The sequence below is a fragment of the Ruegeria sp. BHSB058 genome (assembly GCF_059613285.1).
Map to the genome: position 1 here is coordinate 40,516 of NZ_JBXWSF010000016.1, position 23,088 is coordinate 63,603.

24 protein-coding genes are annotated in these 23,088 nt (G+C 58.3%); 6 read left to right on the forward strand and 18 right to left on the reverse strand.

Features of this window, described 5'->3' with window-relative positions:
- Position 1: 1 nt before the first annotated feature.
- Positions 2–559 (reverse strand): ATP-dependent protease subunit HslV, encoded by a 558-nt coding sequence (gene hslV, locus AC2FNB_RS06430; protein ID WP_480750029.1) that lies wholly within the window; start codon positions 557–559, stop codon positions 2–4.
- A gap of 198 nt (positions 560–757) precedes the next feature.
- On the opposite strand from hslV, the gene AC2FNB_RS06435 reads away from it, so the two are divergent.
- Positions 758–952, forward strand: coding sequence for a DUF1127 domain-containing protein (locus AC2FNB_RS06435; RefSeq protein WP_480750028.1), 195 nt, complete (start codon positions 758–760; stop codon positions 950–952).
- Between the two features lie 101 nt (positions 953–1,053).
- Here the strand turns inward: AC2FNB_RS06435 and AC2FNB_RS06440 are convergent, their stop codons facing one another.
- The 12 genes from AC2FNB_RS06440 to regB all read right to left on the reverse strand — a co-directional run bounded on the left by AC2FNB_RS06440 (position 1,054) and on the right by regB (position 16,166).
- Entirely contained in the window at positions 1,054–1,875 is an 822-nt protein-coding gene (locus AC2FNB_RS06440) for a class I SAM-dependent methyltransferase (protein ID WP_496745190.1), read from the reverse strand.
- Between the two features lie 112 nt (positions 1,876–1,987).
- Positions 1,988–2,350 carry a Lin0512 family protein gene (locus AC2FNB_RS06445; protein WP_496745192.1) on the reverse strand — a complete coding sequence of 121 codons (363 nt, stop codon included), beginning with the start codon at positions 2,348–2,350 and terminating at the stop codon, positions 1,988–1,990.
- Positions 2,347–2,697 (reverse strand): Lin0512 family protein, encoded by a 351-nt coding sequence (locus AC2FNB_RS06450; RefSeq protein ID WP_480750025.1) that lies wholly within the window; start codon positions 2,695–2,697, stop codon positions 2,347–2,349. The genes AC2FNB_RS06445 and AC2FNB_RS06450 overlap by 4 nt, the downstream gene beginning before the upstream one ends.
- Positions 2,698–2,794: 97 nt before the next feature.
- Positions 2,795–4,162: an MFS transporter gene (locus AC2FNB_RS06455; RefSeq protein WP_496745194.1), complete on the reverse strand. Its 1,368-nt coding sequence runs from the start codon at positions 4,160–4,162 to the stop codon at positions 2,795–2,797.
- Positions 4,163–4,324: 162 nt separating this feature from the next.
- A complete protein-coding gene (gene trxA / locus AC2FNB_RS06460; protein ID WP_480750023.1) occupies positions 4,325–4,645 on the reverse strand; it encodes a thioredoxin in 321 nt (106 codons plus the stop codon).
- A gap of 60 nt (positions 4,646–4,705) precedes the next feature.
- Positions 4,706–8,068, reverse strand: coding sequence for a double-strand break repair helicase AddA (addA, locus tag AC2FNB_RS06465; protein WP_496745196.1), 3,363 nt, complete (start codon positions 8,066–8,068; stop codon positions 4,706–4,708).
- Positions 8,065–10,992 carry a double-strand break repair protein AddB gene (addB, locus tag AC2FNB_RS06470; protein WP_496745198.1) on the reverse strand — a complete coding sequence of 976 codons (2,928 nt, stop codon included), beginning with the start codon at positions 10,990–10,992 and terminating at the stop codon, positions 8,065–8,067. Before addB ends, addA begins: the two co-directional genes overlap by 4 nt.
- Positions 10,985–11,671 (reverse strand): nucleotidyltransferase family protein, encoded by a 687-nt coding sequence (locus AC2FNB_RS06475; RefSeq protein ID WP_496745200.1) that lies wholly within the window; start codon positions 11,669–11,671, stop codon positions 10,985–10,987. The genes addB and AC2FNB_RS06475 overlap by 8 nt, the downstream gene beginning before the upstream one ends.
- Complete coding sequence (locus tag AC2FNB_RS06480; RefSeq protein ID WP_496745202.1) at positions 11,668–12,672, reverse strand: aminoglycoside phosphotransferase family protein; 1,005 nt, start codon at positions 12,670–12,672, stop codon at positions 11,668–11,670. The genes AC2FNB_RS06475 and AC2FNB_RS06480 overlap by 4 nt, the downstream gene beginning before the upstream one ends.
- Positions 12,669–13,142 (reverse strand): tRNA (adenosine(37)-N6)-threonylcarbamoyltransferase complex ATPase subunit type 1 TsaE, encoded by a 474-nt coding sequence (tsaE, locus tag AC2FNB_RS06485; protein WP_480750018.1) that lies wholly within the window; start codon positions 13,140–13,142, stop codon positions 12,669–12,671. The genes AC2FNB_RS06480 and tsaE overlap by 4 nt, the downstream gene beginning before the upstream one ends.
- A gap of 41 nt (positions 13,143–13,183) precedes the next feature.
- Positions 13,184–14,698 carry a PAS-domain containing protein gene (locus AC2FNB_RS06490; protein ID WP_496745204.1) on the reverse strand — a complete coding sequence of 505 codons (1,515 nt, stop codon included), beginning with the start codon at positions 14,696–14,698 and terminating at the stop codon, positions 13,184–13,186.
- Positions 14,699–14,768: 70 nt separating this feature from the next.
- The gene (gene regB / locus AC2FNB_RS06495; RefSeq protein WP_480750016.1) at positions 14,769–16,166 is read right to left on the reverse strand and encodes a sensor histidine kinase RegB; all 1,398 of its coding nucleotides are present in this window, start codon (positions 16,164–16,166) and stop codon (positions 14,769–14,771) included.
- Positions 16,167–16,255: 89 nt separating this feature from the next.
- Between regB and AC2FNB_RS06500 the strand changes: the two genes are divergently transcribed.
- The 3 genes from AC2FNB_RS06500 (at position 16,256) to AC2FNB_RS06510 (ending at position 17,792) form a co-directional block, all read left to right on the forward strand.
- On the forward strand, positions 16,256–16,876 hold the full coding sequence (locus AC2FNB_RS06500; protein WP_496745206.1) for an SCO family protein: 621 nt from the start codon (positions 16,256–16,258) through the stop codon (positions 16,874–16,876).
- Positions 16,877–16,961: 85 nt separating this feature from the next.
- Complete coding sequence (locus AC2FNB_RS06505) at positions 16,962–17,516, forward strand: ActR/PrrA/RegA family redox response regulator transcription factor (RefSeq protein ID WP_480750014.1); 555 nt, start codon at positions 16,962–16,964, stop codon at positions 17,514–17,516.
- A gap of 3 nt (positions 17,517–17,519) precedes the next feature.
- Positions 17,520–17,792 (forward strand): hypothetical protein, encoded by a 273-nt coding sequence (locus AC2FNB_RS06510; RefSeq protein ID WP_496745208.1) that lies wholly within the window; start codon positions 17,520–17,522, stop codon positions 17,790–17,792.
- A gap of 157 nt (positions 17,793–17,949) precedes the next feature.
- On the opposite strand, the gene AC2FNB_RS06515 is transcribed toward AC2FNB_RS06510, so the two are convergent.
- Positions 17,950–18,543, reverse strand: coding sequence for an HD domain-containing protein (locus AC2FNB_RS06515; protein ID WP_496745210.1), 594 nt, complete (start codon positions 18,541–18,543; stop codon positions 17,950–17,952).
- Positions 18,544–18,750: 207 nt separating this feature from the next.
- On the opposite strand from AC2FNB_RS06515, the gene AC2FNB_RS06520 reads away from it, so the two are divergent.
- Together AC2FNB_RS06520 and ahcY are read left to right on the forward strand one after the other, a co-directional pair.
- The gene (locus tag AC2FNB_RS06520) at positions 18,751–19,065 is read left to right on the forward strand and encodes a hypothetical protein (RefSeq protein ID WP_480750012.1); all 315 of its coding nucleotides are present in this window, start codon (positions 18,751–18,753) and stop codon (positions 19,063–19,065) included.
- 113 nt (positions 19,066–19,178) lie between these two features.
- Positions 19,179–20,573 carry an adenosylhomocysteinase gene (gene ahcY, locus AC2FNB_RS06525; protein WP_496745213.1) on the forward strand — a complete coding sequence of 465 codons (1,395 nt, stop codon included), beginning with the start codon at positions 19,179–19,181 and terminating at the stop codon, positions 20,571–20,573.
- A 300-nt stretch (positions 20,574–20,873) separates the two neighbouring features.
- Here ahcY and AC2FNB_RS06530 read toward each other — a convergent pair whose 3' ends face one another.
- From AC2FNB_RS06530 to AC2FNB_RS06545, 4 genes are all read right to left on the reverse strand, one after another.
- Positions 20,874–21,296 carry an EVE domain-containing protein gene (locus tag AC2FNB_RS06530; RefSeq protein WP_496745215.1) on the reverse strand — a complete coding sequence of 141 codons (423 nt, stop codon included), beginning with the start codon at positions 21,294–21,296 and terminating at the stop codon, positions 20,874–20,876.
- Complete coding sequence (locus AC2FNB_RS06535; RefSeq protein ID WP_480752200.1) at positions 21,296–21,565, reverse strand: YciI family protein; 270 nt, start codon at positions 21,563–21,565, stop codon at positions 21,296–21,298. The genes AC2FNB_RS06530 and AC2FNB_RS06535 overlap by 1 nt, the downstream gene beginning before the upstream one ends.
- Before the next feature lies 1 nt (position 21,566).
- The gene (locus AC2FNB_RS06540) at positions 21,567–22,529 is read right to left on the reverse strand and encodes an NAD(P)H-dependent glycerol-3-phosphate dehydrogenase (RefSeq protein ID WP_496745217.1); all 963 of its coding nucleotides are present in this window, start codon (positions 22,527–22,529) and stop codon (positions 21,567–21,569) included.
- A partial coding sequence (locus tag AC2FNB_RS06545) for a tRNA (adenosine(37)-N6)-threonylcarbamoyltransferase complex transferase subunit TsaD (protein ID WP_496745219.1) occupies positions 22,526–23,088 on the reverse strand: 563 nt, incomplete at its 5' end. The genes AC2FNB_RS06540 and AC2FNB_RS06545, both read right to left, overlap by 4 nt.

Sequence of the window (23,088 nt, forward strand, 5' to 3'; positions counted from 1 at the left end):
CCTATTTCGAGATCGTCTCGACCGTCAGATTGCCGTTGGTGTAAACGCAGATATCGGCGGCGATCGCCATCGCTTCGCGCGCGACCTGCTCGGCGGTCTTGTCGCTGTCCATCATCGCGCGTGCGGCCGCCAGCGCGAAATTGCCGCCCGACCCGATCGCGGCCACGTCATGCTCGGGCTCCAGCACATCCCCGGCCCCGGTGATCACGAACAGATCCTTGCCATCAGTGACGATCAGCATCGCCTCAAGCTTTTGCAGGTACTTGTCGGTGCGCCAGTCCTTGGCCAGCTCGACCGAGGCGCGCGCCAGCTGGCCCGGCGTCGCCTCCAGCTTGGCCTCCAGTCGTTCCAGCAACGTGAACGCATCCGCCGTCGACCCGGCAAAGCCAGCGACAATCTCGAATCCGCCCGGGCTCAGCCGCCGCACCTTGCGCGCGGTGCCCTTGATCACGGTCTGCCCAAGGCTGACCTGACCGTCCCCCGCAACGACGATTTCGCCGCCCTTCTTGACGCCGATGATCGTGGTTCCGTGCCAGCCGGGAAAGTCGCTGTCTGCCATGAATGCCTCCGTATCTCTTGCCCGCAGTATATGGGCCGGTCGGCGATTGGGCGCAACCGTCATGGCACGCGCGTCAAAGATATGCACAAAATGCAATTCGGGGCTGACGAGCGGGCATTTGTGAATCTCGATCCATGATCCTAGATGGGGATCACAACCGATGAAGGATCGGCTGTTTCACTTAGAAGGATCGCGCAAATGGCAACCACCGCAAATATCCATGCGCCGCTCGGAGCAGTCACCGTTCTCCACGTAGTGGACGCACTGATCGACGTTAAAAACACCATCGTCGAATGGAACGAAACCCGTAAGACCCGCCGGGAACTGACGAAACTGTCCGACGCCCAGCTGGATGACATCGGTCTGACCCGTGCAGACATCGCCAAGATCTGATCTGCATCATGATTGGATACAGCTAGAATGGCCGCTCGCAACCGGGCGGCTTTTTCTTTTGCCAATCCGCCAGATCCAAACCTGCAATCGGCCGGCGCGGATCACGCCTTGCAGATATAGCTGACGGTCAGCATCCGCCGCTCCTTCAGCCCGCGCAGCTGGTTGCGCGTCATGTCCCGAAACTCCGCCCCGAACAACAGCTCCGTCGTAACAGGCAGCGGCTTTGCCATGTCGGATTGCGCGGTTCTGTCCTCCAGCCACTCAAGGCTTTCTTTGGTTGAATCGATCGCCTGCACGATTTCAAACCCGGCACCGGCAAGCAGGGCTTCCATCTCGTCCGGGGTTGCCAGATGACTGATCGAGGGGTCCCGCGCCCAGGGCGCCGGATACAGCATGTCCCCGCCATCTCCCTGCAGAATGTCATAAACCGCGAATGTCCCTCCCGCCGACAGAACCCGGCGGGCCTCCTTGTACATCCGCATCTTGTTTTCAATGTTCATAGCGACATGCACGGTCACGACGGCATCAAACGCGTGATCATCAAACGCAAGGTTCAGCGCATCGCCCTGCTGAAACGTGGTATTGCCCGACAGCCCAACCCAGCGCGACAGCTCGGTTGCCGCCTCGCAAAATTCCGGAGTCAGGTCGATACCGATCACCGGACAACCGACAACCTCGGCAATCGTGCGTGACACCCCCCCAAGCCCCGAGCCGATATCCAGAACCTTCGATTCTTCGGTCAGTGTCATGCGGTCAATCAGCTCCAGAGTTGCCGCCCGGCCGCGAAAGTGAAACTCATCGACGGATTCAAGGTCCGATGGCCTCAATTCATGCGGCTCCAATCCGTTCCGCCGCAAACCTTGGGCGATCTTCCCGGCCAGACCGCCGCCGCCGTCGTAGTGGCTTGAAACTCGATCTGTCATGCACTGGCCCTTTCCGAAAAAGTCACCCGATACCAGCCGATCAAAAGCGGGAATCTTTCCCATTTTAGCTCAACCTGATCGTATTTGCTGCACCGCGACCACACGGCCCCGATCAGCTCAGCCGATACTTCCCCGCCATGTCCGGCAGAAACGCCTCGACCGCGGCGGTGGCAACCACGTGGCATGTTCCGGCCCCGGCATCCCTGACATTCAGACCACCCTTGACCGCCCGCACCTCGGCCCGGCCCCGTGGCAGGTCGGACGCAACCAGGTCGCAATCCACCTTGCCGGGTTCCTGCACGCCGATGGTCACCTGAACCCGCATCTCGGCATGATCCACGCCCAGCTTCGAAAACAGCGTGATCGAGGAATGATGCAGCGCGTCCTGCACCGCCCGGCGCGCGGCCTTGGTATAGTCCTGACCATACAGGTCGTTGCCGGTTCCCATTTCCAAAATGATACGTCTTTCGGTCATGCCGCAGGCTCCATGTCAAACGAGACAACAATCGCCGCATTTGCGATCACGGTGCGCCCGTCAGTATGCGGCTTGTCGATATCCAGACCGCCTTCGGTCACGGTGATGCTGGGCTGGCCATAGGGAAACACCGCCTTCAGCACCGCAACATCGACCAGATCGGGGCGCTGCACGCCGATCTCGGCATCGATGATCATTGCCTCTTTCGCAAAGCCGAACAGTTCGGCCATGTTGACCGAGTTGTGCCACAGCGCGTCTTTCAGCGCGCGTTTCGCCGCCTCGGTATAGTCCTCACGCCTCAGCGATGTACCCATCCCGAATTCCACCAGCACCCGTGTCTTGGCCATGCCTGCTCCTGCCTTCTGTTACCGGGCCACAATGCATGCCCGCACGGCATCCTCAAGGGGCCAGACCTTGCGGCTTGATCGGTCCAGTTTCAAACGCTCACCCGGGTTCCGGTTCGTCTGTCGCCGGTGTGGCGCGATCCAGCGCGATCAATCCATACAGGAAAACGCCCGCCGCCAGTATAGCGGACACCGTGAACACCGATGTTATCGAACCGGTGGACGTATAAACGGTGCTGCATGCCGCGATCCCGATTGTCCCGCCCATAAGCTGACAGGTCATGGTGACACCGCTCACCTGCCCATGCATGTGTTCCGGCACCGAAAGCAGGACCGCCCGCCGGGGCGGAACGAACAGAAAGGTCACGACCATGCCCCAGAAAAACAACCCGGACATGATCAGCAAGAAATCCTGCAGGGCAAGGCCGATGGCAAGAACCGACATGGAAATGGATGCCCCCGACGCACCAACCAGTGATGGCATCCGCGATCCGTATTTGTCCGCCAACTTCCCCGTAACCGTCGCCACGATGATCTGCGGCACCACGGCGGGCAAAAAGGCGGCCCCCGCCTTGAACGGCGAGAATCCCATGACCGTTTGGAAATACATCGCCCCAAAAACAAGCATCACGATCTTCACGAACTGGGCGGTGAAGATAACCAGATTCGACGCAAGAAAATTCGGGCTTGCAAACAGTTCGACCGCAATCAGCGGGGACTCGGCCCGCCTTTCGTGACGCACGAACTGAACCAGCAATACCGCTCCAAGGAAAAGCGGGATCAGCGTGTCCGGCTGTGACCATCCGCGATCGGGCCCCTCCATGATGCCAAAGATCAACAACACCAGGCCAGCAATCAACAACAGGAACCCGACCAGGTCAAAGCGGGTGTCCTTCGCGTTCGGCGTGTCGTGCCAGAACGCCCAGACGATGGCAAACACGACCAGCACGATCGGAGGATTGATCCAGAAAATCCATCGCCACGACAGATATTCGGTCAGCAGACCCCCGACCATCGGCCCCAGCGCCATGAAGCAGGTGCCGATGGTGCCATACAGCCCCAACGCCATACCACGCTCTTTTTTCGGAAAGGAATGCGTGACCAGAACAAGCGAAAGCGGAAAGATCATCGCCGCCGCAACGCCCTGTGCAGCCCGCGCAAAGATCAACGCGCTGCCACTTTCGGCAAACCCGGCAAGGATCGACGTCGCTCCGAAAAACAGCAACCCCGAGTTCAGCAGAACTCGCGCTCCGATGATATCCCCGATTTTCCCGGCAGCAGCGGCCAGACCCGCAAGCATCAGCAGATAGACATTGACCACCCAATGCGCATGCAATTGGGACAGGCCAAGGTCGCGCCGGATGGTCGGCAACGCGACGCCGATGACGGTTTCATCCAGCAGCACCACCCCAAGGATGGCACCCATCGCCCCAAGTATCCACCAGCGTCTGTTGTCGTGCGTTGCCATGATGAAAGCGACTATAGCACGAGAATGCGGGCGGCCGTTGCAACGTGAAAGCCCGCAAATGAATTGTACAAAATGGACAAGGCCCCCTGAAAACCCGGTACAATTCGTACAAAAAAGAAGCGCCCGGTTGGGCGCTTCACCTAATTCGGGTTTTGGCCGGGCTCAGATCGACTCGTCGATCCAGCTCTGCAGTGCCGCTTTCGGCGCAGCGCCGGCGCGGTTCGACACGACCTGACCATCCTTGAAAATGAACAGCGCCGGAATGCCGCGAACACCCATTGCAGCAGCCGAGTTCGGGTTGCTGTCGACATCGACCTTGGCGATTTTCACCTTGCCGCCATATTCAACCGCCAGCTCTTCCAGAGCGGGGCCAATCTGTTTGCAGGGACCACACCACTCGGCCCAGAAATCTACGACAACGGGAACATCCGAGTTCTTGACCTCGGCATCAAAGGTATCGTCAGTGACGGCTACGGTGGACATATTCTGTCTCCTGAATGGAATGCGCTTGGGAAATGAAAGTAGGTCCGCCACTATGGGAGGTCAAGATATCTTGGTGCGCCCAAGTGCATCACTCACAAGATCGTGGGGCAACCACATCAGACTGGGGGTGCGGGTCCACAGGATTGCCGTGCGGATCGTCTTTCCGGGATAGATCTGCGCCAGCGCCTGGGCATAGGCCCCCATCTGTCGCAATAGGCCTTCGGGGCAGGATTCCGGGGCATCCGGAACTGTCGCATTCGTTTTGAAATCAATGGCCTGCACGTCGGTTTCCGTTACGATCAGCCGGTCGATAACGCCATGCATCCGGCCCGAAAACAGCTTTGCGGTCACCGGAACTTCGGCCAGTGTGTCCGGCGCGAATACCGGTGCAAGATGCGGTGCGTTCAGCACCGCCGCGGCCTCGGCTCTCAACTCCTCGCGTTCGGCCTCTTGCATATCGGGCAACAAACGAGCGCATAGCCGGGCCTGATTTTCAGGGGCGATTCCCGGCAGATGCTCCAGCAGCAAATGGATCCGGGTCCCCCGCAATTTGGCCGCCTCTTCATCCAGCCCCAGATCCCCCGGCAGCGCCTTTGCGCCGCCCAGATCCGAAGGGCTGATGGTTTCCGACGCCAGTTCGAGCAAAGGCGCGGAACGCCAGAACACCTCTGGCAATTCAATTTTGGCTTCCTCCGGTGAAGCGACAATATCCGCAAAGGGCAACCCATCCCAATCGCCATGTGACAGCCGCCGGATCCCGGAACCCTCGACGATAGTGGCGCCAGCCCGATCCATTGCCGCTTCGACCATCTGGTACCAGCTAGTCCCGTCCTTGCCGACATCGCCCGCCGCCGCAACAATCAACCACTTTTCCGCCCGTGTTAGAGCCACATACAAAAGACGCAACCGTTCGGCCATCTGTTTAGCCTGCGCCTCTTCGCGTGCCTGCGCGACGATCCTTGGCGAAGCGTCCCGAGACACCCTCCAAAGCGGTGTGCCCTCGGCCCGCATCACTTCGTCATCCGTTGGCGCCCTGCGCGCACCCGTATCCGGCAAGATCACGATCGGCGCCTCCAGCCCCTTGGCACCGTGAACCGTCATCACCCGGATCATGTCACCCACTCCGCTCATCTGGCGCTTGATTTCCAGGTCGTCGGTTTGCATCCAGACAAGGAAACCCGTCAGGCTTGGGATATCCGTCCGTTCATAAGCCAGCGCCTGACTGAGCAGCGCGTTGATTCCGTCCTCGGCCTCGGGCCCCAGCCGCCCCAGCAGTTTTCGACGCCCGTCGTGGCGCGTGAGGATGCGCTCGATCAGATCGTAGGGCCTGAGAAAATCGGTCTGGCCCCGCAGATCATTGAGCACCGCGAGCGTTCCCGGAAACTCGCTTTCGCGTTGGCGCAGTGCGGCCCAGAGGTATTTCTCCTTGCGTGCATGCGCCAGATTGAAAAGCTGCTGCTCGGACCAGCCAAACAACGGTGATTTGAGCACAGTGGCCAGAGACAGGCTGTCCTCGGGCGTGGCAAGAAAGCTCAAAAGCGCTGCCAGATCCTTTACGGCCAGTTCCGCGCCCACTTTCAAACGGTCGGCGCCCGCAATCGGCAGGCCTGCGGATTTGCAGGCGCGAATGATCTCGGCAAAGAGGTCCGAACGGCGCTGCACGAGGATCAGGAAATCGCCCGGTCGCACCTTGCGGCGAACGAATGTGCCGGGTGTGTCACCGTCTTCGGGGATGGTTTCACCACGCTCGATCATCGCCTTGATCGACTGGGCCACCTGCTCGGCAAGTACGACCGTATGATGCCGCGCGCTGGGCCGGTCGACCGGATCGGTCCAATCGCCATCCTCTTCATCATCGACCTTTTCGACCACCGGCCATAGGTCCACCCGCCCCGGCAAGTCGGCCTTGAACGCGCGATGCAGAGCGTCTTTGTGAAATCCGGCATCAGCGCAATTGTCGAACACCAGATCCACCAGTTGCAGGATGGCCGTGGATGAGCGGAAGGAGAATTCAAGCGTCAGATTCTCCAGGTTAGAGCCTGATTCTGAAAGTTTTCGGCCAAACGCACCCTGCATCCGGTCAAAGGCCTGCGGATCGGCGCCCTGAAAGGAATAGATCGACTGTTTCTTGTCGCCGACGACGAAAATCGTGCGTTCCACGTCCGAGCGCGCGCCCTCTCCGCTGGTAAACTCCTGCGCCAGTTTCTCGACCACGTCCCATTGTTCCGGGCTGGTATCCTGTGCTTCGTCCACAAGAATGTGGTCGATACCGCCATCCAGACGATACAGCACCCAGGCCGCGACCGCGGGGTCGTTCAACAGCTGCCGTGCTTTCAGGATCAAGTCGTCGAAATCCAGCCAGCCACGCAACTGCTTGCGCCGCTCGTATTCCGGCAGGAACGCGGTGGCGAATTTGTGCAGGGCCAATGATTTCTGCGCCGCAACCAACGCCAGCCGCCTTTCTCGCGCGTTCTCAACCCGGAGCATCAGCGACTCAAGCGCCGGCATCGCGTCAGTCAGTGCTCCTTCCCGCATGGCTTTTGTGGGAAAGCCGCCTATCTTTGCCGTGAAAGGTTCTTTCGCACCTGCGCCGGTCAACAGCACGTCTTCCAGAATAGGCAGCCCAGCCAGCGTTGCGTCTGTGAATCCGGCAAGTTTCGACGCAGCCTTGGCGTTGTTGCCGCCACTTTCGGTCAGCGCAGGCAGTAGCGACCGAATTAATTCAACTTCGCCGCCTAGGTACACGTGATCCAGCAGGCGTTGCTCATTGAAGCTTTCGGGTAGGTCAAACAGGCGCAGCAGATCGTCCCAAGTACAAGGATTGGCAAACAGGTTACGGTTTGTCGTGATTGCCTGTGTCAGCTTGTCAAAACCGGTATCGGTGACAAAACGCGCAACCGCGTCGATCAGCGGTGCTTGCGGGCCATCGGCAAAATCCTCGACGATTTCTTCGCGCAGCAAGGCGGCGGCCCGATCTTCCATCTCGGTAAACTGAGGGCTGACCCTTGCCTCAAGCGGAAAGCGGCGCAAGAGCGAGGCACAGAAAGAGTGGATGGTCTGGATCTTCAGGCCACCCGGTGTTTCGATGGCGCGGGCGAACAGCGTGCGGGCGTGTGCCAGACGGGCAGGATCGATCGCATGCTCGACACCCAGTTCTGTCAGCTCTGACAAAAGCTTGTCGTCGTCCAGCATTGCCCATTTCCCCAGCCGTTTGAACAACCGGTTCTGCATCTCGCTGGCCGCTGCCTTGGTATAGGTCAGGCACAGGATGTGCTGTGGTTGCACGTCGCTCAGCAAAAGTCGCGCAACACGATCGGTCAGTACCCGCGTCTTGCCCGACCCTGCGTTGGCCGCCAACCAGGTCGAGGCATTGGGCCGCGCCGCCTGCACCTGCCGCTCGGTCGCTTCGTTCCGAGGGGTCATGTCAGGTCCTCCGGGACGGGATTTGCGGTTCGGTCCCATTCACCGAAACGGGCCAGGTGATCGTAGTCGCCAGTGTCGGAATCCTTGTGCAGCATTCGGCGCGAGGAATATCCCTGATCAGGCTCTAAGTAAGCGGAAATCAGTTGTTTGAGTTCCGAAAGAACCTTATCGGCCGGTTCTTTTTCCAAGGGCGCCGGAACTTCCTTGTACGTCCCGCCCATGCCGATGAAAACGGCCTGAGCCACCGGCATCGGATCGAACCCTTCAAACCCGCCCTCTTCTGCCAGCGCGGCCTCGATCAGCAACTGTTTGTCGAATTTCGATTGCTGGTTTTCGGTTGGGGGCATACCGGTCTTGTAGTCGTATATCCGTAACGACCCCCGCGCTGTCTGATCAACCCGATCGGCCCGCCCTACGAGCGTGAAATCCAATGGATCGAGGCGTTTTTTCATCTTGGCCTCGAACGCAACAGGCCCGGCATCGCTGCGGCGGGTGATCTCGGCGGCCAGAAACGCGTCGGCAATCCGCGCCAGACGCGCCAGCCATAGCTTTCGCGCCGTTGGCCAGGCTACATGTTCCAACAGCAAGGTTTCTGCGCGTTTCAGAAACGCATCACGTGTCAAAAGCGCGCCATCCAGAACGCTGTCACGGATGAATGCTTCGAGAATTTCGTGGATCACAATCCCTCGCAGCAAGGCATCCGGCGCCTGAACCAGCGGATCGAGCGGTTTCAGCGACAGCACGTGACGGGCATAGATCGCGTACGGATCCCGGATCAGCTTCTTGATTTCGGTGACCGACAGCTGCGTCGGGCGCGTCGATACGGGCGGCCGCGGAGAGGGGCGCGGGGCCGGATCCAGACGCGGTGCCTCTTCCAGCTTTGCCGCCCAATCCAACCATTGACGGCCGCGAGCACGCATAGCGTCCAGAGCGTCGGGGCCATCCGCGTCTGGCAAACCCTGTAACAGGTTGATCAGTCGGTTAAGCCAGCGCGAAGGCACCGTTTCGGCGTCGTCCGAGCGACTGGCACGGGTCAACCAGACTTCGGGTGCGGCGATGGCCTGTTGGAAATCGTGGGCCGACAAGCCGATCCTCCGTTCGGGCAGCAGCAACCCCGCCTTGTCGCGCATCTGACGGTTCAACCAGGGGTCAGGGGTGGCGGCCTCGGGCCAGCTCCCTTCGTTCAGGCCGCCGAGAATGAGCAGGTCGGCCCCCTGCACCCGCGCCTCAAGCGTACCCCAGATCATGATGCTGGAATGAGGCGCGTCGCGGTCGCGCACCTCTTCGCCCGCTAGCAGCGCGCCAAGAAGATCGGCAAAATCGCGAGCGACCATGGTACCACCATGCGCGGCCTCGTCCTCCAGCGACGTGATCACAGCAAGCGCCTTTTGACCGGCGTTCATGTCCCAGAGAGTTCCCCCCTCACCTGTGCTTCCTGACGAAATCTTCTCGGCCAACCCGCGCAAGCGGTGAACCCAGTCGGCCAGCGGCAGCTCAACGGTCACTTGCTGATCGCAGAAATGCGTGGTCAGCCATTGCATCCAACCTTCGGGCATTTCTTTGCGGATCGCGAAACCGGTAAGGCTGGCGCTGTCAGGATAAGGCGGGCCATTGCGGCGCAGGTCGAGTTCAAGATCACGGGTGTGCAACAGGTGCGCGCCACGCTCACCACCGGCGTGACACAGGGGATGCTTCAACAACGTCAGAAGCGCTTCACCATCCAGCCGATTGACAAACAGCCCGGCAACATGTCGCAAGAACCGTCCCGGCGGCGAAAGCTGAAGTGGTAAACCGGCACTGTCGTCAGGCACAATGGCCCAGCGGTCCAGCGCGGCGCTGACTTGTCGTGTCAGCATCCGGTCGGGCGTGATCAGCGCTGCCGTCTGACCGGTTTCCGCCGCCTGTCGTAGACGCAGGGCAATGGCCAGCGCTTCGGCACGGGGAGATTGCGCCTCGACCAGCGTCACGTCGGTTGTCGCGGGGACCAGGTCGGCCAAGTCTGGGCCTTCGGCCATCCAGGCGTCAGTGACCGGGGCAGGGCGCAAAGCCAAGGAAACCAGACGGTTGCGGGCAGGCGATGGGGGCGCGTCATCCGTCCAACGGGTGATTTGGTGCGGTTCGATCCCCAATCCACGCATCAATTTGCGAAACCGGAATTGCGGGTGATCTTCGGACAACAACGCGTCATCCAGACCAGACCAGACGTAATCTGGTTGGTCAAAGTCGAACCCGGGCAGAACCAAAGCGCCTTGCGGCAAGCGAGCCACAGCCTGCATCAGCATCAGCGTGGTCCCGCGCGAGCCGGTCGATCCAGCCAGTACTATCGGATGGCGCGGCGGATCTGCCTGCCAACGGTCAATCAGGTCTTCAACAACCCGCCGTTGCCGCGCCTGAACGTCCTGCGCGTCGTCCCCGGAAGTGATGAACTGGTCGGCGATCGAGATAAAAGTCTGAGCCCGCGCCCAGTGCCCGGACATGTCGCTGACATCCAACTGTTGGATGGCTTGGGGCAATACACCTTCGCCCTGCATTTCGTCGATCAGCGTCGCAAGGCTGTCGGCCAGATCGTAAAGCGAGGCGCGGGCCGCTAGATTCGGTTGTTGGTCCAAGAGCTTGCCGATCAGTTGCGTCAATTCCAACCGGCGTCGCAGCGGCGGGATTGCCGGCGGTAATCGGGACAGATCCGCGCTTTCGCCCAGATCAGTGATCAAACTCATGCGTGGCAACAGACAGGCTGGACCCGCGTCGAACAGGTTGCGCACGCGACGCGCCATGCGGCGGGTGTTGACGACCACTTGCGCCCGCGCCAGCGTTTCGGGTGGCAGATGTGCGGTGCGCGCCATCAGCCCGGTCACAAGCGCCTTTGGGAAATCCACGCCGGGCGCGACAGCAAATACGCGCGGGCTGGCGTTGGCTTCAAACATCGGCGAGCAACTCTTCGGCCAGGGTAATGCCCACAGGATGGCCGACGTCGCACCAACGACCCGGATATCGGAGCGCAAACAGGCGGTTCTGCTGCTGCATCACGTCCCATAACCTGTTGAATGAAAAGGAAGACTCCGTGAACTGTGCCAACCCTTCGGTCTTGGTGATCTGTATGCCGCCATAGATAAGGCCAGGGCCGCGCCGAATGCGACCCTCGGCGTCAGCCATGAAATCTCCGGCGCCGGAATGCCCCAGCGCATGTGCCACCGGTATACACATCAATAGCGCATCCATGATGTCAGGGTTCCACGCGGTGCGCAGCATTTCCAGCGGGTTTGGGCCGGCCCAGATTGCGTCGGTGTTCAGAGTGAATACTGGATTGGCACCCAGAAATGGCAACGCAGCCCGAAGACCACCACCGGTATCCAGAATCTCGGGCTCTTCTCGCGACAACAAAACGCCACGGGGTACCAAATGCGCAGCCAGCTGATCCGGTAAATAGTGCAAGTTTGCCACAATGCGGTTCAGACCCGCGGCCCGAACCAGATCCAGCGTGTAATCGATCAGCGGGCGGCCTGCGACCTTGATGAGCGGCTTGGGTGTGTGCTTGGTCAGCGCGCCCATGCGCGTGCCGAACCCTGCCGCAAATAGCATCGCTGCATCCGGGCCGTAGGTCATTTGTTTCGCAACTTTTCGAGGTTTTCCGGTGTCGGTGGCGGGAGCGTTTCGCGCAGGAAACCGGCGACTGAAGCCAGCGCAGGGTTCTCCAGATCGCGCATCAAGAGCGCCCATGTCGCAGGAATGAGATCAACATATCTCGGCTTGCCGTTTTCGGTTGCCAATCGGGCGAACACGCCAAGGATCCGGAGGTTCCGTTGCGCGCCCAAAACGGCATAGGCAGTTCGGAAATCATGATCGTTCGATCCGGTGGCCTCGACATAGTGATTGATCATCTTCATCTCGACACCTGCTGAAACTTTACGGCGAACATCCTGAAGCAGGGACACGAGATCGTACGCCGGATGGCCCAGCATGGCGCATTGGAAGTCCAGCAAGCCAACGCGACGCACGCCTTCACGATCCGGCAGCCAGATCAGGTTTTCGGCGTGGTAGTCTCGTTGAATAAGAACCTTGGGGCCTTGCGTCTCGCGCAGCAGTATGTCCGAAAACCGGTTTTCGAACCGTTCCTGGGTATGCTGGTTTACCTCTTGGATGATGCCAAAGGCATATTTTGTGAAAGCCAGCGCTGCAAGTTCGGTCATCAGTGTCGGGTCATAGCTGTCGAGCGGCGGCAGCGGTGCCTGATGCAATTGTACAAGTACGTCCGTCGCGGCCTCGTACAATTCGGGTTCAAGCTCCGATTCCCGTTCGAGAACGCGCGCGAACAGGTCGTCACCCAGATCTTCGAGCAAAAGAAAGCCGTTTTCGGAATCCTCGGCGTAGATCTGGGGCGCGCTCAACCCCACGGACAACAGGTGGTTGGCAATTGAGACGAATGGGCGGACGTCTTCTCCCATGTCCGCAGGAGCATCCATAAGAACCGCGGTGCGACCTGTTTCGGGATCGGTCAGGCGTTTGTATCCGCGGTTGGAGGCATCCCCGGCCAGCGGTGCAGAAGTCGCGTTTGCCCAATCGGTCTGGGCAATGAAGGTTTCGGCCAGAACCTTTCTGTTCGTCATTCAAGTATCTCCAAAAGCAGGTTCCATTTCGGATCAGACCATGTGACCCTCAGGTGCCGGGTTTCCTCGTTTTCCGGGTCCGTTTCAAACAGCAGCCTCAATGCGCCGGCAGGTTCGAGCGGACCCAGTTTTTCCGGCCATTCGACAAGGCAGATCGCGGTTTCAAATGCGTCGGTCAATCCCAGTTCCTCAAGCTCGTCGATATCGGTCAATCGATACAAGTCCGAGTGCCAGATTTCACCTTTCTGCGTGTCATAAGTCTGAACAAGGGTGAAAGTTGGCGAAGGGACATCTTCAGTTTCGATCAGCAGTGACTGGATGAGGCTGCGGGCGAAATGAGTCTTGCCACTGCCAATCTCGCCGGCCAGCAACAAAACGTCGCCGCGCGTCAGTTCGGCCCCCAACAGGGCGGCAAACGCGGCAGTGTCGTCCGCGGTCGCAAGAGTGATTTGGTACGGGGCAGGCGTCATGGCGCCACAATGGCGTCGGCGGGACCCCGCTGCAAGCAGGTTCAGGTGCAGGCTTGCTCCGGTACAGATATGTCAGGCGGGTCCGCCATAACAGCAAACCGAACAATGGTCGCGCCATTCTGAATGGGGCTGACCGTGCAAGACACCGGCGTTCCATCCCGCAGACTGACGCACGCCGACCACTCGGCACGCTTGTCGCTGTCGGTGACGAAGTTGCGGATCTCTCCCCAGACCGGTGTGGCAAGGCACTGATCTTGCCAAGTTCGGGTTATTTCCTGGACGCTCTGTTGGATTAATCCTGCGTCCGGTTCGGTACCCCAAAGGTGGTAATAGGCGCAGTTGGAAAAAGCTAACGACCCATCCGGTGAGAACACAGCGATTGCGTCAGCAAGCTTGTCGAATATCGCCTGGACCAGTTCCAGTTCGGCACGAAACTGTCGCGTCAGGGTTATCTCGGCGGTGATGTCTTCGAACAGGAACGCAACAGCGCCGTCGGGATGTGGCCGGCCGCTGACACAATAGACCGACCCAGAAGGCAAGGACCAAGTTTCCTGAAAACTGCCATCAGTGGCCGCTTCGAGAAGATCGTTCATTTGCTTTCGCCACCCGCCATAATTCTTGGGTTCCGGCATCATGTTTTGATTTCTCAAGCGGTCGAAGAAAGTAGAGATTTTTGGCCGGCAGCTCAAAAAATCCGCAGGCAGCGAGGTCAGATCAACCAAAGCTGGATTAAACAGGGCCAGTTGCCGGTTGCGATCAAAGATAGCTAAACCGATCGAAAGTTGTGCAAAGGTTTTTGCCAATGTTTGTACGAACTTGCGCTGGGCGACCTCGGCCTCCACGATTGCGTTGACATCGACGGCATAACAGAGAGTTCCCTCGTCATGGGGAACGATCGAAAGGTCGAACCACAGCTTTCTCTCGGTATCACCGGCCGTCAGCGAGAACCGGTATTTCTTCCCGGGCTGCATATCCTCGTCCGCGTCTGGAAACATAGGCGCGGTCAGGTCGGTGTCTTTGCCGCGAATCTTGCGGGCCAACGACACATAGGCGGTGTTGCACCAGCTTACCGTGTTCTTGTGATCTGTCAGCCAGACCGGATAGGGAGCCTTGTCCATTGTCAACCGCAGAGGCGTATTAGAGCTGTCTTGCACTTGGCGCCCTTCGTGCTGCTCGGGCAGGTCACGGATTTGCACGCGCACGATCCCGTCTATCCATTCGCACAAAACGTCCTGCATCAAGATGCTGTTGATTGCGGGAACCACGATCGTACCTGCGACGCAGACATCTTCGGGACTTTCCGGAAACGCGGGAAAATTGCGTCTTAACAATCGCCTCAGACCACCCCAGTCCGTGACGTCTTCGTGCCCAGCCAGCGAAATGTCGGAATGCGTAACCAGATCATTCCCCGCAAAGAGGAAAACCGAATTGTGCAGCATGTCGGGCGACAAAAGCCCATAGGCCATATTTCGGGACCGCTTTCGCGGTGCCAGCCACAGGACGGCAAGGACCGAAGTCACAGTGCAAAGCCCTGCCAGCAGGAGCCAATCAACCATGAGTGAATGCTGCGAAATTCCGTACGACCATGAGTGATCCTTGGGCAGGAATGGTTAATGGTTCGTTAACTCAAATCGGGATCTGCTGATTGTGCCCGGACGGAACCGGGTGATCTCCGGTTTGTGCATCGATCAGGTTTCTCGGCCAGATAACCTTAACGATGGCGCCGCGGCGGTCGGACAAGTCGGTGAGAGTTTGATACGGATCAGCGCCGTTGGCGAATTTCAGTTCGGCACCACTGCGTTCCAGCAATGTTTTCGCGATGAACAATCCCAGACCCATGCCTTCATATTCCGGGCGCTCCTTGTGGTCGGATTCCGCGCGGCGCTTGCGCACGAAAGGATCACCGATTCGACCTATCATGTGGTGCGGATAACCGCGTCCGTCATCCATGATGTTGATGATGATCCAATTGTCGGTCCATTCCGCTTCGACCCAGACATTCTTGCGTGCAAAATCCACCGCATTCTGGATCAGGTTTCGAAGCCCATGAATGATCTCGGGCTTGCGCAGGATCGAGGGTTGCTGCACATCGCCACCAGCACTTGGGCCTTCGTGAAAATGTACGATCTTTCCACGGTTCACATGCGGTTCGGCGGATTCGTGGATCACCGTCGACAAAGGCGCCTGACGCAGATGCAGATCATCCTTTCCCGCTCGCCCCATGTTGCGAAGGATATCCCGGCATCTGTCCGCCTGTTCGCGGATTAGAACCGCGTCTTCGCGCAGCTCTGGCCGGTCATCAAGTTCTTCGATAAGTTCAGAGCTCGCCAGTTTGATGGTTGCCAGCGGTGTTCCCAATTCGTGTGCTGCAGCGGCAACAACACCGCCGAGATCGGTCAGCTTTTGTTCCCGCGCCAGCGCCATGTGGGTCGCTGCCAGTGCCTCGGACATGGATTGAACCTCGGAACTGATCCGATAGGAGTATCCTCCCAGAAACACGATCGCGATAACGATGGCGGCCCAGTTGCCGAACACGAATATGTCGGGGATTCGCAGGATAAAGCCCATGTCGGTTCTGAGGGGCAGGTGAAAAATAGCCAAAAGCGTCACTAGAATGACCGCCACCGCGCCAATGATCATGGTCGAACGCAAGCTCATCACGTTGGCCGAAATGGTCACCGGACCCAGCAACAACAATGCAAACGGGTTGTGCAGACCTCCCGTGAGATACAAAAGGAATGCCAGTTGCAGCAGGTCGAACAATACCATCAGAAAGTTCTCGAACTCTGACAGCCGTTTGTTCTCGGGAAACAGAAAAATCGCGACCAGGTTGCCCATGACCGAGATTCCGATGGCAAAATAACAAAGCCCCAGTTCCAGTTGGAGGTCATAGAACCGCTGTGCGACGGTGATTGCGATGATCTGACCGGCGATAGCCACCCAGCGCAACAGAATAAGCGTTCGCAGGCGAATCCAGCTGCTGCGCTCTTGTCCGCGCCAAAGGCTCATATTGGAATTCGGCATCGGTTGATTATGTCCTGTTGCAACGGCTGAATACCTTGATAGGTGTCTGCCGCAAGACGATCAACAACCCATACCTCAGGTACCGCTCCATGACCCGTTTTTATGCCATCATTGCCGCCGCTATTTTACTTGTCGTCCTGGGCGCCACTTGGGTTTTGACGCTTGGGCGCGGATCGGATGATCAATTTGCTCAGTGCCGCTCCAGCCAGATTGCCGGGGGTGCAGGTTCGATCGGCGGCCCGTTCGAACTGGTCAACGCCAAGGGCGAAACCGTGACCGATAAGGATGTGTTAACCGGACCGTCGCTTTTGTATTTCGGCTATACGTTTTGCCCGGACGTCTGCCCGCTTGATACCTCACGTAACGCCGAGGCTGTCGACATTCTTTCAGAGCGCGGCCAAATAGTGACGCCGGTCTTCATATCGATCGACCCGGACCGGGACACACCAGAGGTGGTCGGCGATTTTGCCCTGAATCTGCACGAGCGGATGATCGGCCTGACGGGTTCGCCGGAACAGGTCAAGGCAGCCAGTAAGGCTTACAAGACCTATTACAAGGCGCATGACAAGAGCGACGAATACTATCTCGTCGATCATTCGACCTTCTCTTACCTGGTTTTACCCGAGCACGGTTTTGTCGAGTTCTTCAAGCGCGATGAGACTCCTGAGCAGATGGCCGACAAGATCGGCTGTTTTCTGGGTAACATGTAAGTGCGATAGGGCGTTTGACCTTTGCCGAGGGGCTGGTAATACTCGCCGATAGGGCAAAGACCGAATAATCGCAGAAAGAAAGAGCATGGCCGACACTTCCCAGCTTGAAATCGGACCCGACAAGTCGCTTTTGCTGGTAGATGATGACGAACCGTTTCTGCGGCGTTTGGCCAAAGCAATGGAGAAGCGCGGGTTTGAAATTGAAACCGCGGCGTCGGTTGCGGCAGGCCGCGCCATCGCAACTGCTCGGCCGCCCGCATTTGCCGTCGTTGACCTGCGGCTGGAGGATGGCAATGGTCTGGATGTCGTTGAAGTGCTGAGAGAAAAGCGCCCGGATTGCCGGGTCGTGGTGCTGACCGGATACGGCGCCATCGCGACCGCCGTCGCGGCCGTCAAGATCGGTGCCACGGATTATCTGTCGAAACCGGCCGATGCGACCGACATCACCAACGCGCTGCTTGCCAAGGGCGACGAGTTGCCGCCGCCGCCGGAAAACCCAATGAGCGCGGACCGTGTGCGGTGGGAGCATATTCAGCGGGTTTACGAACTGTGCGACCGGAACGTCAGCGAAACCGCCCGCCGCTTGAACATGCACCGCCGGACGTTGCAGAGAATTTTGGCGAAGCGTAGCCCTCGGTGAGAGTTGAAACTTCCGCTTCTATTTACTGTGGTATTGGTCGGATCAGTTTTCCAAGTACGCGCGGCATGTATTGATGCGGGAAATCCAACCTTTGCTCAGTATCCGCGAACAGTTGGTCATTGCGTTGAAGGCGATTGCCAGACCGCCTTGCTGACGAGGGATTGCGGTAACGTCCGCTACTTGGCGCAAGAGTTTGAAACAGGCCAAAGCGAATGGCTTTTCCGAATAGTGTTCAATGAAATCGGTGACGAAGACGATGAGTTTTTTATCATATGAGATGGAGTTGAGCTGTCAAAAGATGACTACTCGAGTTTGCCCTGCAATCCCATTTCCAATCGTGATGATTGTTCGCTTATTATCGACGTGCTTGGAAGTTCATCTAGGTAACTCAGGCAGCAGAATTATCCGCAAACGCTTTTCATAAACCAAGCGACTAGAGTTTTCCCAACAACTCCGCATGCCGATCGGTATACGCCTCCCGTACTTCAATCGGTGGTCTTAACTTGATTTCCAACCCTTCCATCACGGCTTTATCCGGTCGCCCAAAAAACTTCGTCGCCTCGGTCTCGGAAAAGCCGGCGATCTGGGTTGCCTCCATCCAGGCGCTGATTTTGTCGGCGCGTTTGATCTGTTTCTTGATCGTTGCGGGGATGACGGCGGGCAAGCCGAACCGGATGTGAATGGCTGCGGCGAGGCGATCGTCGAGATCACCATAATCCGGCCCAACGGCGGATTTAACAGGCGAGATCATGTCGCCGATCACGTATTCTGGGGCGTCGTGCAGCAGCGCGGCCAAGCGCCATTTGACCGGAGCCTTCGGTGCGATGCGGCCAAAAAGCTCCTCGACCAGCAGCGAATGTTCGGCCACGGAATAGGCGAAATCGCCATCCGTCTGACCATTCCAGCGTGCAACGAAGGCGAGGCCGTGGGCGATATCCTCGATCTCGATATCGACTGGCGTCGGGTCCAACAGATCCAGGCGGCGGCCCGACAGCATTCTTTGCCACGCTCTGGGTTGTGTTGCCATTCTGCCATGCCCCTTTTGCCTTGCCGTGGTGATGCCACAATTGCAGCGTAGCCTGTATTTCATCCTGATCACATGCTGCCAACACCTTCTTGAAGGGACGTGCTTTGAACCGGCGCGCGTGGATCACGATATCAAGTGCAGAGGGGGGCGTGCATTCCTCCCGGCGCGTCCTCCTCAGATCGAAACGTGTATCGAAAGGAGAACGTCATGTTCAAGCGCTTGTTGGGCCTTACCCTTGCATTCGGCATGGCAGCAACCGCGCCACCCGCTTTTGCCGCCAGTTGTGCGATGCGGGATACCATTGTTGCCAACCTGAAAGAAAAATTCGCTGAAGAATTGACATTTGGCGGATTGCAAAAGACCAGTGGTGCGCAATCCGTCATGGAAGTCTGGTCTTCGAAGGAAACAGGTACATATACCGTGCTTTTGACTCAGGCCAACGGGATTGCCTGTGTTGTCGCCGCAGGCACGGATTTCTTCGAAGCCATTCCAAAAATCGAGGCTCAGGGCACACCAAGCTGAATTGGATACAAGAACACTGTGGGATAGATCGGTTGTCAGGTTGACAAAGTTGCCATGCCCGCCGGTGGATGTTATGCGCTGCGCGGATGAGCTTTGTCGGAATGGAGCAACCGATGCCCGCAGACTATATCGTTAAGGATATTTCGTTGGCCGAATATGGCCGCAAAGAACTGGATATCGCCGAAACAGAAATGCCGGGGCTGATGGCCTTGCGGGCAGAATACGGTGAAAGCCAGCCATTGAAAGGCGCCCGTATTGCCGGATCGCTACATATGACCATTCAGACTGCCGTTCTGATCGAGACGCTGGTTGCGCTGGGCGCGGATGTGCGCTGGGCATCATGCAACATTTTCTCGACACAAGACCATGCTGCTGCTGCGATCGCTGCAAGTGGAACGCCGGTGTTCGCCGTCAAGGGCGAAACGCTCGAGGAATACTGGGATTATGCCGACCAGATATTCCAGTTCCCCGAGGGCGGCGCAAACATGATCCTTGACGATGGCGGCGATGCGACGCTGTACATTCTGATGGGTGCACGGGTCGAGGAAGGTGAGACCGACCTGATCGAAAATCCGCAATCGGAAGAAGAAGTCGCGCTGTTCGCGCAGATCAAGAAGCGTTTGGCAGAAAGTCCGGGCTGGTTCGTCAAGCAACGCCATATGATCAAGGGCGTGTCCGAAGAGACCACTACCGGCGTGCATCGCCTGTACAAGATGATGGAAAAAGGCCATCTGCCGTTCCCGGCGATCAACGTTAATGACAGCGTGACCAAGTCGAAGTTCGACAACAAGTACGGCTGCAAGGAATCGCTGGTCGACGGTATCCGCCGCGCCACCGACACAATGATGGCGGGCAAGGTTGCCGTCGTCTGCGGGTATGGCGACGTTGGAAAAGGCTCTGCCGCCTCGCTGCGCGGAGCTGGTGCCCGGGTGAAAGTGACCGAGGTTGACCCGATCTGCGCGCTTCAAGCGGCGATGGACGGTTTCGAGGTGACTCTGCTGGAAGACGAAGTTGCATCTGCCGATATTTTCGTTACGACGACAGGCAATAAGGACGTGATCCGCATCGAGCATATGCGCGAGATGAAAGATATGGCCATCGTCGGAAACATTGGTCACTTCGACAACGAAATTCAGGTTGCGAACTTGAAAAACCACAAGTGGACCAACATCAAGGAACAGGTGGACATGATCGAGATGCCTTCGGGCAATCGCATCATCCTGCTGTCCGAAGGCCGCCTGCTGAACCTTGGAAACGCAACCGGCCATCCGTCGTTTGTGATGTCGGCCTCGTTCACTAACCAGGTTCTGGCCCAGATCGAGCTCTGGACCGGAGGCGAGGATTATGACAACCAGGTCTATATTCTGCCCAAGCACTTGGATGAGAAGGTTGCGCGTCTGCATCTGGATCGGATTGGTGTCAAGCTGACCCAACTGCGCGCCGATCAGGCGGACTATATCGGGGTCAAGCCGGAAGGCCCGTTCAAACCAGACCACTACCGCTATTGATCCGACAGAAATCGACTTTGAGTGCCGCCGGAGCATTTCGGCGGCGTTTCGCGTTTATTGGAGAATTTGGATTATATTTTAGATACTTAAGGTTTGCCCAAGTGGCACTGGATCGGCTATGAAGTGAACTAAGACCAGGACGGTCAGGACCAGAGTTTTCAAAACGCGTGTGGTGAAATGGGAGCACGCGGGGTGGGGAAGGTTCTGATGCGTCAGGACCTTCCCAAATTCTCGAGTAGCGCTGTTCGGGCGAAAATTAAGTTCGTGCTACCAGTCGATCCGTGCCATCAGCGAAGTGCGTCAATCCGGCATCGTCTGCCCTAACGCACAGACCCGTCGCCATTCCGCTTCGGTTACAGGTTGCACGGACAGTCGTGAGTTTTTTACCAGCATCATATCCGACAAAGCCTCATCTGCCTTGATCTGATCCAGCGTAACCGCGGCTTCAAACGGACGTACCGCCTTGATGTCGACGCATTCCCAGCGTGGATCGCCGGCCTTGCTATCCGGATGAACCTCGGCGCAAACCTCGACAATGCCGACCACCGCTTTTTCGGTTTGTGAGTGATAGAAGAAGCCCCGGTCGCCCAACTTCATCTCGCGCATGAAATTGCGGGCCTGATAGTTGCGCACGCCGTCCCATTCTTCGCCCGCCTCGCCCTTTGCGAATTGTTGATTCCAGCTCCAGGTCGAGGGTTCGGATTTGAACAACCAATAGGCCATCAGCCGATCACCTTTTTCCACGGTATCAATTCGACGGATTGGAACAGCCCGGCTTTGGCATAAGGATCGTTGTCGGCCCAGCTTTGGGCTTCGGCCAAATCTTCGACATCCAGAACGATCAGCGAACCGACCATTTGGTCACCGTTCAGCAAGGGACCGGCCTGCGACACCACACCGGTCTCTTCGATATAGGCCAGATGGGCGGCGCGATTGTCAAGCCGGGTTTGCAGGGAACCATCCTTGTCCCGGGCAATCAGGGCAATCAGCATGTCATTCCTCCTTGAGGGGTCGGTTGAGTAGATATCGAATGGCTTCGGCGACGCTGTATTCACCGCCGCTTAGTTCGGCTACGGCCGTGCTGATAGGCATGTCGAGGCCTTGTTCGCTTGCAAGCTGCGCCACGGCGCGGGCGGTTGCGACGCCTTCGACCGTTGTTGCGCTGTCGAATGTTTCGTGGCGGCCAAGGGCCAGGCCGAACCGATAGTTGCGGGATTGTTCCGAAGAGCAGGTCAGCACCAAATCGCCCAGACCGGACAACCCCATGAGAGTTTCGGGACGGGCGCCTTTCAGGCTGGCGAACCGCTGCATCTCGGCAAAGCCGCGTGTCAAAAGAGCTGCGCGCGCGCTTTCTCCCATGCCTTCTCCGATGCAGGCGCCGCAACCGATCGCCATAACGTTCTTTAATGCACCGCCGAGCTCCGCGCCGACCGTATCCGTCGTGCGATACAGCCGCAGATTCGAGGTTGTGAGTTCGGATTGCAGTGTTGCTCCCAAATCCGCATCCACACAGGCCAGTGTCAGCGCGGTTGGCAGGCCCTTTGCTATGTCACGGGCAAAGCTTGGGCCGGTCAACAGGGCGGGGCGGGCGTTGGGTAACGTCTGGGTAATGACCGAAAGCGGACCCACACCGGTGTTCAGTTCGATTCCCTTGCAGCACGCAACCAACAGGTGACTGGAAAGACATTCGGCATGGTCGGTCAGCGCCTGACGCAGTCTTTGCATGGGGATCGCCAACAACAGGGTTTTATTGGCCGCCGCTTCGGAAAGATCCGAGGTGATGTTCAGCGTGTCGGGTAACGACACCCCGGGAAGGCGGAGGGCGTTTTCGCGGGATTTTCGCATCAAATCCGCCTGTTCTTCCGAACGGGACCACAGGGTTACCCGACCATTACCGGAAAGCGATATCGCAAGCGCTGTTCCAAACGCCCCCGAACCCAGCACAGCAATACTCATGCCTTGGCCCCCTTTTTGCCGCTGCCCAGCAAGGCAGGGCTGGATTGATCCAAGGGCCATCGCGGGCGGGCGGTCAAACTAAGATCGTCGCACACACCTGCCCGAAATCGCTCCATCCCGGCATAAGCAATCATGGCGGCGTTGTCAGTGCAAAGATGCAGGGGTGGAGCGATAAAACGGGCACTATGCTCTAGGCAAACGGTCTCTAACGCAGCGCGAATCGCGCAGTTCGCTGCAACACCCCCTGCCACAGCGACAACGGGATCCGCCGGGCCTTCTTTCAGATACAGGGCCAAGGCACGTCGTGTCTTTTCGGCCAATGTGTCGACAACAGCATCTTGAAAACCCCGACACAGGTCGGCGCGGTCTTGCCGGGTCAACCCGCCTTTTTCTCCAACGATCTGATCGCGCATCCGCATCAGGGCAGTCTTGAGGCCGGAAAAGGACAGGTTGCAATCCGGGTGATCAAGCAGGGGGCGGGGAAAGCGGAAACGCTTGGGATCTCCCGTTTTAGCCTGGGCCTCGACCGAAGGCCCACCGGGTTGCGGCAGTCCCAGCA